Origin of the sequence: Labedella endophytica, from assembly GCF_003990045.1 — a bacterium.
Classification (GTDB): Bacteria; Actinomycetota; Actinomycetes; order Actinomycetales; family Microbacteriaceae; genus Labedella; species Labedella endophytica.
Window position 1 is genome coordinate 1490468 of record NZ_RZGZ01000002.1, and the last position, 15717, is coordinate 1506184.

Genomic DNA, 15717 nt, shown 5'->3' on the forward strand with positions numbered 1-15717 from the left:
GAGAAAGCCCGCACCCCTCAGATGGAGCGGGGCGACGCCTTTCCTCCTCCCCGTCGCCCGCCGATCGGTCCGATCCTCGTCGCGCGGCAGCCTGTGCACCATGCGCTGCAGCAATTGGTCGGCGCTACAGCGATTGCTGCAGCGCCGACCAGAAAGTGCAGCGCGACGACCGGTCGCGCGTCCCGGATCAGGCGATAGCGGCGCGCAGCCCCTCGACGAGCGGCGTCGTCGGACGGCCGATGAGGCGCGACAGGTCTCCCGTCGTCACACCGAGCAGGCCGTCGCGGATGTTGCCGTCGAGAGCGACGACGAAGCCGGCCGTGCCCTCGTCGAGGCCCGCGCCCGTGAGGACCGCGGCGTGCTCCTCGGGCGAGACGTTCTTCCACTCGACGGGCTTCCCGGTGATCTCGGCGATCGCCGCGGCGAGGTCGGTGTACGCCCACGCGACGTCGCCGGAGAGCTCGTAGACGGCGTTCTCGTGACCCTCGGACGTGAGGACGGCTGCCACCGCATCGGCGTAGTCGGCGCGGCTCGCGCTTGCGACACGGCCCTCACCGGTGCTCGAGAGGAGCACGCCGGACTCGGCCGAACGCGCCACGTCCGCCGCGTAGTTCTCGGTGTACCAGGAGTTGCGGAGGATCGTCGTCGTGACGCCGGACTGTGCGAGGTACTCCTCCGTCGCCTTGTGCTCGGGTGCGAGGACGAGCGTCGAGGTCGTCGCCGCCGGAGCGCTCGTGTAGACGATGCGTGAGACGCCGGCCGCGACGGCCGCGTCGATCGCGTTGGTGTGCTGCTGGACGCGCTGTCCCACCTCGCTACCGGAGACGAGCACGAGGGTTCCGGCACCGGCGAACGCGGCGTCGAGGGATGTGCGGTCCGAGTAGTCGGCGACGGACGTGCGCACACCGGCGTCGGCGAGCGTCGCGAGCTTGTCGGCGTTGCGGCCGACCGCCACGATGTTCGCGGCGGAGACGCCGCGGGCGATGAGGGCGACGACGATGTGGCGTCCGAGGGGGCCGGTGGCGCCGGTGACGACGATGGGGGTGGGTGCGGTGGTGGTCATGGTGGATCCTTTCGGTGGATGCGTTTCACTCAAGGGAACCGCGCGGTGCTGCGATTCTTCCCGATCCGCAGTACCCACTTTCCGGTAAGCTACCCACCTGATGGAAAGTTATGTGGAATCCCGGGCCGCCTCGACAGCGATCGATGTGCGCGCCATCCTCTCCGGACCGGGCACGACCGACGGCGTCTTCTCGGCCGTCTGCCCCACGCGCGTCGTACTCGATCACGTCACGAGCAAGTGGGGTGTACTCGTCATGGTCGCCCTCGCCGAGCGATCGCTCCGCTGGGGCGAGCTCCGGCGCGGAGTCGAGGGCATCAGCGAGAAGATGCTCGCCCAGACGCTCAAGATCCTTGAGCAGGACGGCTTCGTCCTCCGGGAGGCGCAGCCCACCATCCCGCCCCGTGTCGACTACAGCCTCACCCCGCTCGGCCGCGACCTCGCGGAGCACCTGCTCCCCCTCGTCGCCTGGATCGCGGACAACACCGCCCGCATCCTCCCCACCCCCTGACTCTCCCCCCTGAAAACTTCCTTTGTGCTCGAATTTTCAAGCACAAAGGAAGTTTTTAGGAGGGAGAGGGTGAGTGAAGGTGGGGGTCAGGACTCGCGGGTGATCTCCACCCGGACGAAGAGGGACGACTTGAACGGGCCGGCGTAGACGCCGCGCAGCGGAGCGACGTCCTGATAATCGCGACCGCGACCCACGAGCACGTGCCGGTCACCGATCTCGATGAGGTTCGTAGGGTCGTAGCCGTGCCACGAGCCCGAGAACCACTCCACCCATGCGTGCGACTCCCCCGTGACCGTCTCGCCGACCGGGGCGTCCGGGCGCGGGTGCAGGTACCCCGACACGTAACGGGCGGGGATGCCGATCGAGCGGAGCGCTCCGAGCGTGATGTGCGTGATGTCCTGGCAGACGCCGTGCTTCTTGCTCCACGCGTCGGACGCCGTCGTCTGCACGCCCGTGACGCCCTGCACGTACGCGACCTCGCGCCCCACCGTCTCGGCGATCTCGAGGGCCGCGCCGTACGGCGTCTCGTGCCGCGAGCGCACCTCCTCCGCCATCCTCACGAGATCCTCGGGGGGAGCGGTGCGCCTGGTCTGTTCGCTCTGCTCGACCGTCTCGACACTGCGCTTGACGAGCTGATCGAGCTGTTCCCACGTGATCGCGCTGTCGTGGTGCGGGCGCGGGCGCACCTCCACGAGGCTCGACGCGGTGAGCGACAGCTCGCTGTGCTTCGAGAGCACCTCGAACGCCGTGACCTTGGAGCCGAAGTAGTCGGTGTACATGTTCTGGCTGGCGGGAGGGTCGATCTGGATGCCCGCCTCGAGCACGAACTGCCCGTCCGTCGTGGTCGGCAGCATGCGCGCCTCGTTGTACGAGGTCTGCACGTGCCCCTCGTACGTGAAGCCCGTGCGGTGGACGATCCGTAGTCGCTTCATGCGTTCTCCCCGATCCAGCTCGGCTCGGCCTGTGTCGGGAAGAAGCGCTGGCGCACGGCCTCCGACGTCTCGAGCGTGGCCCGCTGCACGTTGTCCATGTGCCGCGGCAGGTCCTCGAGGATCTGCGTGATGGGCGTGTACTCGAGTTCGCTGCGGATCTGGCCGAGCAGTCGCTGCGACTGCCCCGACACCCCCACGCGATCCGTGCGCGGTTCGAGTTCCCGCACGCACTCGAGACCCTCGATGATCGAGAACATGATCGACCGCGGGAACAGCCGGTCGAGCAGGAGGAACTCCGCCGCGTTCGTCGCGCTCGGCACGCCGCGGTAGGTGCGGAGGTAGGCCTCGTACGCCCCGCACGAGCGGAGGATCGTGGTCCACGACGGGCCCGACGCCTCCGTGAGCGACCGCGTCGCGAGCAGGCGCGCCGTCATGTCGGCGCGCTCGATGCTGCGCCCGAGGGTGAAGAACCGCCACGCGTCGTCGCGACTCGTCGCCGAGTCCACGATGCCCACGGCGAGCGCCGACCGCTCGCGCACCCAGCGGAAGAAGGAGTGCACCTGGTCGGCGTCGACGCGTCGCGGCATGCGCGTGCGCGTGGTGTTGAGGCATTCCCACAGCTCGCTCGACACGATCTCGCGAGCCCGCCGAGCGTTCTCGCGGGCCGCGGTGATCGAGTACGCGATCGACGACGGGTGCGTGCGGTCCACCGCGAGCCGGCGCAGAACGTCCTCACGCGTGAGGGGCACGTCGTCGTCGTGATCGCTGCCCATCACGCTGAGGAGCGAGTGGCACGCGGAGTTCTCGTCGATCCACGGGTCCTCGAGCAGGAGCTGGAGGTGCACGTCGAGGATGCGGGCGGTGCCGTCGCTGCGCTCGATGTAGCGGCCGATCCAGAAGAGGCTCTCGGCGATCCGGCTCAGCATGCGTGGCCCTCCGTTCCGGCATCCGCGGCGGTATCCGTGACGGGAGCGACGGTGCGCGACTGTTGCTGCTGTTCCGCCTGCCGGTTGCCCGGGCCGTCGTAGGGCGAGTGCTGCTGCGGCACGTCCGGCGCGGACGACTGTTGCTGCTGTTCCGCCTGACCGGAGCGCGCGGGGCGGTCGTACGGTGAATGCTCCGGTTCGGGCTGGTCCGCGTAGATGATGGGGATCGCCTGGGTCACCGTCGCCTGGTCGGCGACGAGCCCCTGGATGTCGTGGGGCGAATCCTCCGGCAGCCCCCGCTGCTCGGCAGCGCCGACGATCCAGGTGTCTTTCGATCCACCGCCCTGGCTCGAGTTGACCACGAGCTGGCCCTCGGGGAGCGCGACGCGTGTGAGGCCGCCGGGCAGTACCCACACGTCGTTGCCGTCGTTGACCGCGAACGGGCGCAGGTCCGCGTGGCGCGGACGCATGCCGTCCTCGACGAGGGTGGGGATGGTGGAGAGCATGACCACGGGCTGCGCGATCCAGCCTCGCGGGTCGGCGCGGAGGCGCGTCCGCAGTTCGTCGAGCTCCTTCGGTGATGCGTCGGGCCCCACGACGAGTCCTTTGCCGCCGGAGCCGTCGACGGGCTTCACCACGAGTTCGTCGAGCCGGTCGAGGACCTCCTCGAGGGCACCCGGGTCCTCGAGGCGCCACGTGTCGACGTTCTTGAGGAGCGGCTCCTCACCGAGGTAGTAGCGGACGAGCTCCGGCACGTAGGTGTAGACGAGCTTGTCGTCGGCCACGCCGTTGCCGACCGCGTTCGCGATCGTGACGTTGCCGAGACGCGCGGCGAGCATGAGCCCAGGGGAGCCGAGCATCGAGTCGGCGCGGAACTGCAGCGGGTCGAGGAACTCGTCGTCGACGCGGCGGTAGATGACGTCGACACGCTGGGGCCCGCTCGTCGTGCGCATGAAGACCTTGCCGCTCGCACAGAAGAGGTCACGGCCCTCCACGAGCTCCACACCCATGAGACGAGCGAGCAGCGTGTGCTCGAAATAGGCGGAATTGTAGACGCCGGGCGTGAGCACGACGACGTTCGGGTCCTCGACGCCGTTCGGGGCGCTCGCGCGGAGGGCCTGCAAGAGCTTGTTGGGGTAGTCGCCGACCGGGCGCACCTTCATCGAGACGAAGAGCTCCGGAAGCGTCTGGGCCATGACGCGGCGGTTGGAGATGACGTAGCTCACACCGCTCGGCACGCGCACGTTGTCCTCGAGTACGCGCAGCTCGCCGTTCTCGTCACGGATCAGGTCGATGCCGGACACGTGGATGCGCACGCCGTTCGCGCTCGTGATGCCGGCGGCCTGACGGTGGAAGTGCTGCGACGACGAGATGAGGCTCGCGGGGATGATGCCGTCGCGAACCGCGTTCTGGCGGCCGTAGACGTCGGAGAGGAAGGCCTCGAGTGCGCGGACACGCTGCTTGATTCCGGCCTCGACGCCCGTCCATTCGCCCTGCTCGATCACACGCGGGACGGCGTCGAGCGGGAAGGGGCGTTCCTCGCCCGCGAAGTCGAACGTCACTCCCTGGGCGAGATACGAACTCGCGAGCGCGTCCGTGCGGCCCCTGAGCTCCTCCTGGGTCATCGCGGCGAGCGAATTGTAGATGTCGCGATAACCCGGTCGGGCCTCGGCGACGCCGACGGGTGAACCGCCGTCCTCGAACATCTCGTCCCAGGGCGGCACGCCCTTGACGGTCTTCCGAGGCGCGAGCGTGGCGCCGTATCCGTCGAACAGGTCTCCCATGGGCCGAGCCTACACGCGGCCGTGTTGCGCCCATGTTTCGCCCGCCCCTCCCCTCTCCCGCCCTCCTCACACTCCTAAAAACTTCCTCTGTGCTCGAATTTTCAAGCACAAAGGAAGTTTTCAGGAGGGAGAGACGGGGGTCAGGCGGAGGCGGCCGTGAGGGAGTCGAGCTCGGCGGGGGTGAGCTCGATCGTCGCGGAGGCGAGCAGGTCGGGCAGCTGCTCGAGGCGGCTCGCGCTCGCGATCGGCGCGACCACCGTGGGCTGCTCGCGGAGCCACGCGAGCGCGACGGTCGCGAGGCTCGCGCCGTGAGCTTCGGCCACGGCGTCGAGCGCCTCGATGACCGCATCACCGCGGGCGTCGAGATACTCGGCCGCTCCGCCGGCACGCGGGCTGTCGACAACGGCCCCACCGCGGTACTTGCCCGTGAGGAAACCCTTCGCGAGAGCGAAGTAGGGGAAGACGCCGAGCTCGTGGCGCTCGGCGCGCTCGCGCAGCTCCCCCTCGAACTCGCGCTCGACGAGGTTGTAGTGCGGCTGCAGCGCGACGGGGGCGTGGAACCCGTTCGCCTCGGTCACGGCCATCCACTCGTCGATGCGGTCGGCCGAGTAGTTGGACACGGCGATCGTGCGGATCTTGCCCGCGTCCACGAGCCCGGAGAAGGCGGCGACCGTGTCCTCGAGCGGCACGGACTCGTCGTCGAAGTGGGCGTAGTAGACGTCGATCACGTCGGTGCCGAGTCGCGCGAGCGAGGCATCGGCCGCCGCCCGGATGTTCTCGGGGGCGAGACCTGCGAACTTCGGGTGGGTGCTGACCTTCGTCGCGATGACGAGGTCGTCGCGACGACCGGTGCGGGCGATCCACTCGCCGATGAGCGTCTCCGACTCCCCGCCCGTGTGACCGGGCACCCAGTGCGAATACCCGTCGGCGGTGTCCACGAGGTTGCCGCCACCGTCGGTGAAGGCGTCGAGGATCGCGAACGACGCGTCGCGGTCCGAGGTCCAGCCGAAGACGTTGCCGCCGAGGGCGAGCGGGAAGACGCGGAGGTCGGACCGGCCGATGGGAACGAGGGGCGAGGAGGAAGTCGTCATAGGAGAGGGGAACGCGATCCGTTCGGGGGTATTCCGCCACGACACCGCATCCGGGCGATGGAAGCCGCGCCGCGAGCGCCGCGGACGGGACGAAAACGCCGCGCGATCAGGCCCCGTACCCCGGCCCGTACCCCCAACCATGGGGGAGGGCTGCCCATCGTGTTCGGTGGCCGCGGTCGTTAGCGTCAGAGGTACGACGCACAGCACGTCGCCAGTGACACAGACACACAGACCGACAGACGAAAAGAGACCCCATGCGCATCTCCCGTTCCCGCACCCTGACCGCCGCCGCGATCGCGAGCATCGGCCTCCTCGGACTCGTCGGCTGTTCGTCGGCCGAGGAGGAGGCACCCGAGACCGAGCAGTCGGTCGAGTCCGAGCCCGCCGAGGTCGAGGAGACGGAAGAGGCCGAGGCGCCGAGCGCGGAGGGCCAGCCCGCATGGGCGAACCCCGTGACCGAGGGCGGCGAGCTCATCTCCACGATCGAGCTCGACGACGGCGTCACCGTCGAGGTCTACCAGGTGGGCACGACCACGGCGACCAAGACGGGCCAGTTCGTCGACCCCGACACCAACGAGCCGATCATCGCCGAGGGTGACGAGATCGTCTTCGTCAACTACGTCGTCTCGAACACGGGCGACCCGATCGATCTCGGTTCGAGCTTCGTGAGCATCGACGCCCGATACGACGACTGGCCCTACATGCAGGGCATGGATTCCGTCGTCGATTCCGACCTCTTCGAGGAGCAGGGCGTCAACGACGGCGCACTGGCCGACGGTTCCTACGTCGACCCGTCCGTCTACACGCTCGGCACCGGCGAGTCCTTCTCCTACGGCGAGAACTTCCCCTACCAGGCCGGTTCGCCGATCACGTTCGACGTGTCGATGACCCCGGTGGACGCGGAAGGCGAGCTCCTGCACGACGACCGCATGGAGGCCGAGGGCACCGGCACGATCGCCTAGTCCTTCTCCCCGCGAACAGGGGAACGGGGATGGTGCGCATCTGCGCACCATCCCCGTTCTCGTGTCCGGGACTAGGAGGTGTGGACGCGGGCGTACTCGTCCACCGTGAGCACGACCGTCTGGATCTTGCGGTTGACCACGCGGATCACCACGACGATGAGCCACAGGCCACCCGTGATGAGGGTGAGCACGAGGTTCCAGAACCAGCCGATGCGCTTCTTGCGCTGCAGCACGGCGGTGGCGCCGGACACGGAGGACACGCTCCAGCCGCTCCGCGCGTAGCGGGCGACGGCCTCGTCGAGGGCGGCGATACGGATCGGATCGATGGCGGGCATGGTTCCTCCTCAGGGTGGACCTCGATGCTACCGAGCGCACCTGGGCGGGAGGCGGGGGTGGCGGTCCGATCGGTCAGCCCTCGAGCGGGCCGGGACGACGGCGTCGCGCCACCGACCGCGGCGCTGCGAGACTGGCAGCGACGAGCAGCCCGCGACGGCGCGGGCGGGGACGGAGTATCGCGGCATGAGGATCATCGACGCACACCTGCACATCTGGGACACCGATCGGCTCGACTACGTGTGGCTCCACGACGTTCCGAGTCTCGACCGGCCGATGGGCTTCGGAGAGCTCCGGTCGGAACGGGCGAGCGGGACCGCACACGTGGACGGATTCGTGTTCGTGCAGGCGGACTGCCGACCGGACCAGGCGATCGACGAGGTGGACTGGGTCGCGTCCGTGGCCGCGGACGGACCGGTCGTGGGGATCGTCGGCTTCGCGCCGCTCGAGCACGGCGACGCGGTGTCGGTGCATCTCGACGCGCTCGTCCAGCACGAGCTCGTGGTGGGAGTGCGGCGTCTGCTCCAGTCGGAGCCGGCCGGGTTCTCACGCTCCGACGCGTTCGTCACGGGGGCGCGGGCGCTCGCGTCGCGATCGCTCGTGTTCGACGCGTGCGTCACGGCCGGTCAGATCGACGACGTCACGGCGCTCGCGGACGCCGTGCCCGAGTTGCGTATCGTGCTCGATCACCTCGGTAAGCCCGATGCCGCTCGCACCGCCTCTCTCGAGGCGTGGCAGCGCTCGATCGCCCAGCTCGCACTCCGTCCGAACGTCGTGTGCAAGGTCTCGGGGCTGCCGACGCAGCTGGGCGATCTGCATTGGGACGGGGGGAGCATCCGTCCGTGGCTCGACGCGGCCCTCGAGTCCTTCGGCGCCGACCGGCTGCTCTTCGGCAGCGACTGGCCCGCATCCAGTGGCCACACCTCCTACGACCGCTGGCTCGACGCCGTGGTCGAGTGGTCCGCGCCTCTCTCCCCCGACGAACGCTCCGCCCTCTTCGCCGACACCGCGACCCGCACCTACTCCCTCCCCCCACAGGGCTAGTCCCGAGCGAGGGCGCCACCTGCACCTACCGCCCTCGGCACCGAGGTGGCGCCCTCGCCGAGCCCCCTCACTTCTGGGGCACCCCTGCCCATCGCGCCACCCCCCATCGCGCCCATACTCTCGGGGAAGCACACCGACCGGGAGGACCCCATGACCGACGCGACGTTCAGCCCCAACGCGGCCCAGCCGCACCCGCAGCACATCCCGCGCCTCTTCGTGAAGCAGCGCATCACGGCGATGGTGAACCGCTACGAGATCCGTACGGCCAATCCCGACGGCAGCGAGGGCGAGATCATCGCCATGGCCCAGCAGAAGCGCCTCGCCTTCAAGGAGCAGGTCACCTTCTACGCCGATGAGGCGCGCACCCAGCCGGTGTTCTCCTTCAAGGCCCGCCAGCGCATGGACATCGCGGCCACGTACGACGTGCTCGACGCCGACGGCACCCCCATCGGCTCGTTCCAGAAGGACTTCAAGGCGAGCCTGCTGCGCTCGAGCTTCCACTTCTCCGGCCCCGGCTTCGAGGCCTACGGACAGGAGCGCAACCACGCGATCGCGATCATCCGCCGCTTCGTGGATCTGCCGTTCTCGTTCCACTTCGACTTCACGGACAAGCAGAGCGGCGAGGTCGTGCTCTCGAGCGAGCGGCAGTTCTCGCTCCGCGACCGCTACACGGTGGACGTGCGTGATCAGCGCATCGACTACCGCCTCGCCGCTGCCATGGCCGTCGGGCTCGACGCGCTCCTGCAGCGCTGAGGAGGAGCTGCGGGCCCGGCCCGTCTCCCCTCGAGGGCGAGACTCCTCTCCCACCGAGGGCGCCACTTCGATGCCGAGGGCTCTAGGTATAGATGGCGCCCTCGCTCGGGAGTAGCCCTTTCGCTAGAGGGGGTCGCCCGTGGGATCGGCGGCCGTGTCGTCGTCGAGGATCATGCCGCCGAGCGGCTCGTCGTGCCAGGCGACGCACTCCCACCCGGTCGACGGGGAGCCCTCGAGCACGACCATCGCGGTGTTCGCGAGCGCGCGCGTACGGGTGTTGTCCGCGTCGAGGTTGGTCGACACGTTGGAGCTCCAGGCCCGGATCGCCGCTCCGTGGCTGAAGAGCGCGACGGTGCCGTCGTGCTCGCCGGCGATGCGCGCGACGTCGGCGTCGAAGCGGGCGAAGAACTCGGTGCCGCTCTCGCCCACGCGCGCCTCGGGGTCGGTCCACCACGACAGCAGGGTGCCCATGTACTCGTAGACGGCGTCGAGATCGTTGCGACCCTCGAGCCGGCCCGCGTCGATCTCGTGGATCCCCGGCAACTCGACGGGCTCGATCCCGAGCGCCTCCGCGAGCGGGGCCGCCGTGAGGTGCGTGCGACGCATCCGCGACACGTAGATCCCGACGATGCTCTCGTCGGCGAGCGCCGCCGGCACGGCCGCGGCCTGCCGGAGTCCGAGCGGAGTGAGTCCGGGACCGGGGATGACGGTGCCGAGCGAACCGCTCACGTTGTCGGGGGTCTCGCCGTGGCGGATCAACAGGAGGCGCATTCCTCCTACGTTATCCGAGCGTCCTGAACGGACCCAGGGTCGTCGGTCGAGGATCCGATTCGGCGTTCCGTCGCGGTCATGTCACCGCTCAGCCGGAGCGGCCCCTGGATACCGCGCGGATGCCGCCCGATCAGCCGAGCGGCGCCCCGATCAGCCGAGCGGCGCCCCAGCCCCCACGAGCGTCTTCTCGAGTGTCGCGAGTTCCAGGACGATGCCCGGACGGATGTGCACCGTGTGCTCGGCCGGGAAAGGCACGATCTCTCCCGTACGCCGGTAGCCGCGGCGTTCGTACCAGGCGATGAGCTCGGCGCGCACGCTGACGACGGTCATGATCATCCGCTCCGCCCCGAGCCGATCGTGCGCGATGCGCTCGGCCTCCGCGAGGAGCGCCTTCCCGAGCCCCGACCCCTGCGCCGACGGCGACACCGCGAACAGACCGAAGTACGCGGTGCGACCGCGGTCGCTCACCATGCAGCAGCCCACGACCTCACCGCCGTCGACCGCCACGGTGAGAGTGTTGGCGGGAGTCGCGAGAATCGCCCCGATGTCGTCCGGATCGGTCCGCGGCCCCTCGAAGAGATGCGCCTCCGTCGTCCATCCGGACTCGCTGCCCGTCCCTCTGTACGCGTGACCGACGAGGGTGACGATCGCGTCCACGTCGTCGTTCGTTGCCGTCCTGAATTCCACCCGACAACGTTACGCCCCGCGCCGCGAACGCGTACCACGTCGGCGGCTCGCGCGGTAGCTGGGAGCACATGGCCCCTCGTTCATATTCGCGGGGATAAAATGATCCCTTGGTGAAACGAGCTGACGGCTCGTTCGACGGAGGATTCGTGACAGGAAATGCGACGACCCGCTTCGACAACGTCTCCCTGTTGTCGGTCGCGAGTACCCTGCCCACTCGGGTGACCACTTCGGACGACATCGAGGCCCGCCTCGCGTCCGCGCTCAAGCGACTCAAACTGCACAAGGGGATGCTGCGCCGCGTGGCCGGCGTGCTCGAGCGCCGCAACTGGGCCGACGGCGAATCCACGGACGACGCGACGATCGAGGCGGGCAAGCGTGCTCTCGCCGAGGCCGGGGTCGACCCCTCGGACGTCGGACTCCTCATCAACACCTCGGTCACCCGCAAACACCTCGAACCGTCCGTCGCCGTGCGCCTGCACCACGGCCTCGGCCTTCCGAGTTCCGCGATCAACTTCGATGTCGCCAACGCGTGCCTCGGCTTCGTCAACGGCATGAGCCTCGCGGCGAGCATGATCGAGTCCGGTCAGATCCGGTACGCGATCGTCGTCAACGGCGAGGACGCCGACGAGATCCAGACCAACACGATCGACCGACTCCTCCGCGAGGACGTCGACCGCGAGGGCTTCATGAGCGAGTTCGCCTCCCTCACCCTCGGCTCCGGGTCCGCCGCCGCCGTGCTGGGCCGCGCGGACGAGCACCCCGGCGGTCACCGCATCCTCGGCGGCGTCACGCGCGCGGCGACGCAGTTCCACGAGCTGTGCGTCGGCAGCGTCGACGGGATGTTCACGGACGCGAAGGCGCTCCTGAAGGGCGGACTCGACCTCGTCGTCTCCGCATGGAAGGAAGCGTCGACGGAGTGGGACTGGACCTCCATGGACCGGTACATCACGCACCAGGTCTCGTCCGTGCACACGAACGCGATCGTGAAGGCCGCGAAGCTCGACCGCGACCGCGTGCCCACGACCTTCCCGCACCTCGGCAACGTCGGCCCGGCGTCCATCCCCATCACGCTCGTGGAGGAACAGGACACCCTGAAGAAGGGCGACCGCGTACTCCTCATGGGTGTGGGGTCCGGACTCAACACGGCGATGATGGAGCTCGCGTGGTGATGGAAGCCCAGCTTCCTCCCTCCGGTCTCCCGGGGCTCGACCCGCGGTTCAGCCGCCTCGCCACCGTTCCCGGTCGCGGGATCGACGCCGGTCGTTCCCGCGTCTGGCACCACCTCGATACCGGACCACACCTGTCGGAGCTCGGGATCATGACGGCCGGCACGATCCTCGCCGTGCACGGCAACCCCACGTGGTCCTACCTGTGGCGCCGCATCGTGTCCGATTCGGTGCGCGCGGCGGAGGCCGGCCGACCGGCCTGGCGCGTCGTCGCCGTGGACCAGCTCGACATGGGCTTCTCGGAGCGCACCGGGCTGCACCGACCCCTCGCCCAGCGTGTGTCCGACCTCGCGGCCTTCACGGAGGCCCTCGCCCTCGACGGACCCGTCGTCACCCTCGGCCACGACTGGGGCGGGGTCGTCTCCCTCGGCTGGGCCGTCGACCACGCCGCGTCGCTCGCCGGCGTCATGATGCTCAACACCGCGATCCACCACCCCGAGGGCGTGCCGATCCCCGCGCCGCTGCGGCTCGCGGGAGCCCGCGGGGTGCTCGCCGCGTCCACCGTGGGAACCACGGCGTTCCTCGACACGACGCTCGCGCTGGCCTCGCCGGCCCTCGACCCGGCCGTGAAGGACGCGTACCACGCGCCCTATCGCACGGCCGCGCGGCGCGGAGCGATCGGCGGCTTCGTGGCCGACATCCCGGTGGACTCCCGCCACGAGAGCTTCGCCGAGCTCGAGCGCATCTCCTCCGCCGTCGCACGGCTCGACGTGCCCGCTCTCATGCTGTGGGGACCCAAGGACCCGATCTTCAGCGACCGCTACCTCGACGATCTCGTGGACCGGCTGCCGCACGCGGACGTGCACCGGTTCGAGGGTGCGAGCCACCTCGTGGCCGAGGACCGTCCCTACGCGGACGCCGTGCTCGACTGGCTCGACGACAACGGCGCTCGACTGTCCGGTCTCGATACCTCCTCACCGCGGGATGCTGCGGCCCAGCCATCCGCGTCACCCGACGACGCTCCCTTCGTGCCCCTGTGGCGCGGACTCGACGAGCGCCGGACCGACGAGGCGATCGCGGTGATCGACATGGCGCCGCGCGGTCGGGACACCCCGCTGCGTGTCAGCTGGCGGCAGCTCGACGATCGCGTGCGCCGCATCGCGTCCGGCCTCCATCGCATCGGCGTGCGCAAGGGCCACCGCGTGTCCCTCCTCGTGCAGCCCGGGCCGACGCTCACGGCCGTCATCTACGCGTGCCTGCGGATCGGCGCCGTCGTGGTCGTGGCCGACGCGGGGCTCGGTGTGAAGGGACTCACTCGCGCGGTCCGCGGGTCCTGGCCCGACTTCGTGATCGGAGAGGCGCTCGGACTCACCGCCGCTCGCGCCCTCGGGTGGCCGGGCGTGCGCATCTCGGCGGCCCGCCTCCCGCGCGCCTCGGCGCGGGCCCTCGGCGTCTCGTACAGCCTCGCGGACCTCGTGGAACGCGGCACGGATGCGCCCATTCCCGCTCCCCCCGGTCCGGACGACGAGGCCGCGATCCTTTTCACCTCGGGGTCGACGGGACCGGCGAAGGGCGTCGGGTACACGCACGGCCAGCTCTCCGCTCTGCGGGACACCTTGGCTGGCCACTTCGACATCACAGCCGACACCGGACTCGTCACGGGCTTCGCCCCGTTCGCCCTCCTCGGACCGGCCCTCGGCACGCACTCCGTGACCCCCGACATGGACGTCTCGGCACCGCGCACACTCACCGCGACCGCCGTCGCCGCGGCTGTCCGCGCATCCGAGGGACGCATCGTGTTCCTCTCGCCCGCCGCGATCCTCAACGTCGTCGCCACGGCCGAGGCCCTGACGGCGTCCGACCGCGAGGCGCTCTCGCGCGTGCGCACGTTCCTCTCCACCGGCGCCCCGATCGGCGAGCAACTGCTCGCGTCCGCCTCCGCCCTCATGCCGAACGCGACGCCGCACACGCCCTACGGGATGACGGAGTGCCTGCTCGTCACGGACGTGACGCTCGACGAGATCCGCGCGGCTGCGGACGCTCCGGACCACGGTGTATGCGTCGGACGGCCGATCGGCTCGAATCGGGTGCTCGTGAGCGCGCTCGATGCTGCGGGCCGGGCCACCGGGGAGCCGAGCGACGAGCCCGGCGTGCTCGGGGAGTTCGTGATCTCCGCGCCGCACCTCAAGGACCACTACGACCGGTTGTGGCTCACGGATCGCCAGGCCGAGCGCGGCACGCCGTCCGAGGCCGGCCGGACGATCGACGGGGAGAGCCCCGAGCCGGGCGACGCCCGCTGGCACCGCACCGGTGACGTCGGACACCTCGACGCGGAGGGTCGCGTCTGGGTGGAGGGGCGCCTGCCGCACGTGATCGTCGCGGCCGACGGTCCGATCGCGCCGGTCGGGGCCGAGCAGGACGTCGAGCGCGTGGCGGACGTGCGCCGCGCCGCCGTCGTGGGCGTCGGACCGGAGGGACTCCGGCAGGCGGTCGCCGTCGTCGAGACCACCTCGACCGCGAAGCGCCCGGGGCTCGCGTCACCCGAGCTCGCACGGGCCATCCGCTCGAGCACGTCGCTTCCGCTCGTCGCCGTGCTCGTCGTGCCGCAGCTGCCGACGGACATCCGCCACAACTCGAAGATCGACCGCTCCCGTCTGTCCACGTGGGCGGAGCGCACGCTGTCCGGCGGAACGACGACCGCACCGTGATCGTCCTCATCACGGGAGCATCGGGATTCCTCGGCCGCGCCGTTGCCGCGGAGCTCGTCGCGGCGGGTCACGAGGTGCGGGCGCTGCAACGCCGCCCCACCGGTGTGGCCGGCGTGACCGACGTGCTCGGCTCCGTCACCGATCCGGAGCTCGTCGAGCGCGCCGTGGAGGGCGTCGAGGGCGTCGTGCACCTCGCCGCGAAGGTCTCGCTCACCGGTGACCCGCGCGAGTTCCACACCGTCAATGTCGGCGGGACGCGCCTGCTGCTCGACGCCGCCGAGCGCGCGGGCGTCTCCCGCTTCGTGCAGGTGTCCTCCCCGTCCGTCGCGCATGCGGGCTCGGCCCTCGCGGGGGTGGGCGCCGAACCCGCGTCGCCCGAGCACGCCCGAGGCGACTACGCCCGCACGAAGGCGGAGGCGGAGCTCATCGCCCTGGCCCGCGACTCCGACGCGATGTGCGTCGTCGCCGTGCGCCCGCACCTCGTGTGGGGACCCGGGGACACACAGCTCGTGGAACGCATCGTGGACCGCGCGCGCCGCGGTCGACTCCCCCTCCTCGACGGCGGCACCGCGCTCATCGACTCGACCTACGTGGACAACGCGGCCTCGGCGATCGTCGCGGCGCTGCACCGCGCCGACGCGGCCCACGGCAGCGCGTACGTCATCACGAACGGCGAACCCCGCCCGGTCGGCGACCTCCTCGCGGGCATCTGCGTGGCGGCCGGCGTGACCCCGCCGCGCTGGAGCGTGCCCGCCGGTCTCGCTCGCGCCGCCGGCTCCGCGATCGAACGCGTGTGGGCGATCCGCCCCGGCACGGACGAGCCGCCGATGACGCGCTTCCTCGCCGAGCAGCTCTCCACCGCGCACTGGTTCGACCAGCGGGATACGCGCCGAGACCTCGACTGGGCGCCCACCGTCTCGATCGACGAGGGCCTCGCCCGCCTCGCCGCCCACTACGCCGGCTGATCCAGCCCTCCCGCGCATCCGGCC

At 70.3% G+C, this 15717-nt stretch carries 15 protein-coding genes; 7 read left to right on the plus strand and 8 right to left on the minus strand.

Translation table 11 applies throughout. From position 1 onward, the window contains the following. Positions 1-187: 187 nt before the first annotated feature. Positions 188-1063 carry an SDR family oxidoreductase gene (locus ELQ94_RS10475; protein WP_127049821.1) on the minus strand — a complete coding sequence of 292 codons (876 nt, stop codon included), beginning with the start codon at positions 1061-1063 and terminating at the stop codon, positions 188-190. Positions 1064-1202: 139 nt separating this feature from the next. Between ELQ94_RS10475 and ELQ94_RS10480 the strand changes: the two genes are divergently transcribed. After that, positions 1203-1571, plus strand: coding sequence for a winged helix-turn-helix transcriptional regulator (locus ELQ94_RS10480; protein WP_243696980.1), 369 nt, complete (start codon positions 1203-1205; stop codon positions 1569-1571). 86 nt (positions 1572-1657) lie between these two features. On the opposite strand, the gene ELQ94_RS10485 is transcribed toward ELQ94_RS10480, so the two are convergent. The 4 genes from ELQ94_RS10485 to ELQ94_RS10500 all read right to left on the minus strand — a co-directional run bounded on the left by ELQ94_RS10485 (position 1658) and on the right by ELQ94_RS10500 (position 6304). Beyond that, entirely contained in the window at positions 1658-2503 is an 846-nt protein-coding gene (locus tag ELQ94_RS10485) for a transglutaminase family protein (RefSeq protein WP_127049825.1), read from the minus strand. Further along, positions 2500-3429: an alpha-E domain-containing protein gene (locus ELQ94_RS10490; protein ID WP_127049827.1), complete on the minus strand. Its 930-nt coding sequence runs from the start codon at positions 3427-3429 to the stop codon at positions 2500-2502. Before ELQ94_RS10490 ends, ELQ94_RS10485 begins: the two co-directional genes overlap by 4 nt. Continuing rightward, positions 3423-5213, minus strand: a complete 1791-nt coding sequence (locus tag ELQ94_RS10495) for a circularly permuted type 2 ATP-grasp protein (RefSeq protein ID WP_127049829.1) — start codon at positions 5211-5213, stop codon at positions 3423-3425. Before ELQ94_RS10495 ends, ELQ94_RS10490 begins: the two co-directional genes overlap by 7 nt. Positions 5214-5353: 140 nt before the next feature. Beyond that, the gene (locus ELQ94_RS10500; protein ID WP_127049831.1) at positions 5354-6304 is read right to left on the minus strand and encodes an aldo/keto reductase; all 951 of its coding nucleotides are present in this window, start codon (positions 6302-6304) and stop codon (positions 5354-5356) included. A gap of 254 nt (positions 6305-6558) precedes the next feature. Here ELQ94_RS10500 and ELQ94_RS10505 point away from each other — a divergent pair, with 254 nt between their 5' ends. Further along, positions 6559-7266, plus strand: coding sequence for a hypothetical protein (locus ELQ94_RS10505; protein ID WP_127049834.1), 708 nt, complete (start codon positions 6559-6561; stop codon positions 7264-7266). A 71-nt stretch (positions 7267-7337) separates the two neighbouring features. On the opposite strand, the gene ELQ94_RS10510 is transcribed toward ELQ94_RS10505, so the two are convergent. After that, complete coding sequence (locus ELQ94_RS10510) at positions 7338-7601, minus strand: hypothetical protein (protein WP_127049836.1); 264 nt, start codon at positions 7599-7601, stop codon at positions 7338-7340. 184 nt (positions 7602-7785) lie between these two features. On the opposite strand from ELQ94_RS10510, the gene ELQ94_RS10515 reads away from it, so the two are divergent. Then, positions 7786-8643: an amidohydrolase family protein gene (locus ELQ94_RS10515; RefSeq protein WP_166404735.1), complete on the plus strand. Its 858-nt coding sequence runs from the start codon at positions 7786-7788 to the stop codon at positions 8641-8643. Positions 8644-8793: 150 nt separating this feature from the next. Further along, entirely contained in the window at positions 8794-9396 is a 603-nt protein-coding gene (locus ELQ94_RS10520; RefSeq protein WP_127049840.1) for an LURP-one-related family protein, read from the plus strand. 123 nt (positions 9397-9519) lie between these two features. Here ELQ94_RS10520 and ELQ94_RS10525 read toward each other — a convergent pair whose 3' ends face one another. Next, on the minus strand, positions 9520-10167 hold the full coding sequence (locus ELQ94_RS10525; RefSeq protein WP_127049842.1) for a histidine phosphatase family protein: 648 nt from the start codon (positions 10165-10167) through the stop codon (positions 9520-9522). Between the two features lie 150 nt (positions 10168-10317). Beyond that, complete coding sequence (locus ELQ94_RS10530) at positions 10318-10854, minus strand: GNAT family N-acetyltransferase (protein WP_127049844.1); 537 nt, start codon at positions 10852-10854, stop codon at positions 10318-10320. Between the two features lie 146 nt (positions 10855-11000). Between ELQ94_RS10530 and ELQ94_RS10535 the strand changes: the two genes are divergently transcribed. From ELQ94_RS10535 to ELQ94_RS10545, 3 genes are read left to right on the plus strand one after another with little or no spacing between them, the layout of a single operon-like run. Next, positions 11001-12023 (plus strand): 3-oxoacyl-ACP synthase III, encoded by a 1023-nt coding sequence (locus ELQ94_RS10535; protein WP_127050287.1) that lies wholly within the window; start codon positions 11001-11003, stop codon positions 12021-12023. Next, a complete protein-coding gene (locus tag ELQ94_RS10540) occupies positions 12023-14728 on the plus strand; it encodes an alpha/beta fold hydrolase (RefSeq protein ID WP_127050289.1) in 2706 nt (901 codons plus the stop codon). The genes ELQ94_RS10535 and ELQ94_RS10540 overlap by 1 nt, the downstream gene beginning before the upstream one ends. Further along, positions 14725-15693 carry an NAD-dependent epimerase/dehydratase family protein gene (locus ELQ94_RS10545; protein WP_127049846.1) on the plus strand — a complete coding sequence of 323 codons (969 nt, stop codon included), beginning with the start codon at positions 14725-14727 and terminating at the stop codon, positions 15691-15693. The genes ELQ94_RS10540 and ELQ94_RS10545 overlap by 4 nt, the downstream gene beginning before the upstream one ends. Positions 15694-15717: the final 24 nt, after the last annotated feature.

Excerpts from the sequence above, each read along its gene's own strand:
- ELQ94_RS10500 (WP_127049831.1), bottom strand. The coding sequence starts at position 6,304 with ATGACGACTTCCTCCTCGCCCCTCGTTCCCATCGGCCGGTCCGACCTC.
- ELQ94_RS10490 (WP_127049827.1), bottom strand. The coding sequence starts at position 3,429 with ATGCTGAGCCGGATCGCCGAGAGCCTCTTCTGGATCGGCCGCTACATC.
- ELQ94_RS10485 (WP_127049825.1), bottom strand. The coding sequence starts at position 2,503 with ATGAAGCGACTACGGATCGTCCACCGCACGGGCTTCACGTACGAGGGG.
- ELQ94_RS10505 (WP_127049834.1), top strand. The coding sequence starts at position 6,559 with ATGCGCATCTCCCGTTCCCGCACCCTGACCGCCGCCGCGATCGCGAGC.
- ELQ94_RS10510 (WP_127049836.1), bottom strand. The coding sequence starts at position 7,601 with ATGCCCGCCATCGATCCGATCCGTATCGCCGCCCTCGACGAGGCCGTC.
- ELQ94_RS10540 (WP_127050289.1), top strand. The coding sequence starts at position 12,023 with ATGGAAGCCCAGCTTCCTCCCTCCGGTCTCCCGGGGCTCGACCCGCGG.
- ELQ94_RS10515 (WP_166404735.1), top strand. The coding sequence starts at position 7,786 with ATGAGGATCATCGACGCACACCTGCACATCTGGGACACCGATCGGCTC.
- ELQ94_RS10525 (WP_127049842.1), bottom strand. The coding sequence starts at position 10,167 with ATGCGCCTCCTGTTGATCCGCCACGGCGAGACCCCCGACAACGTGAGC.
- ELQ94_RS10520 (WP_127049840.1), top strand. The coding sequence starts at position 8,794 with ATGACCGACGCGACGTTCAGCCCCAACGCGGCCCAGCCGCACCCGCAG.
- ELQ94_RS10475 (WP_127049821.1), bottom strand. The coding sequence starts at position 1,063 with ATGACCACCACCGCACCCACCCCCATCGTCGTCACCGGCGCCACCGGC.
- ELQ94_RS10495 (WP_127049829.1), bottom strand. The coding sequence starts at position 5,213 with ATGGGAGACCTGTTCGACGGATACGGCGCCACGCTCGCGCCTCGGAAG.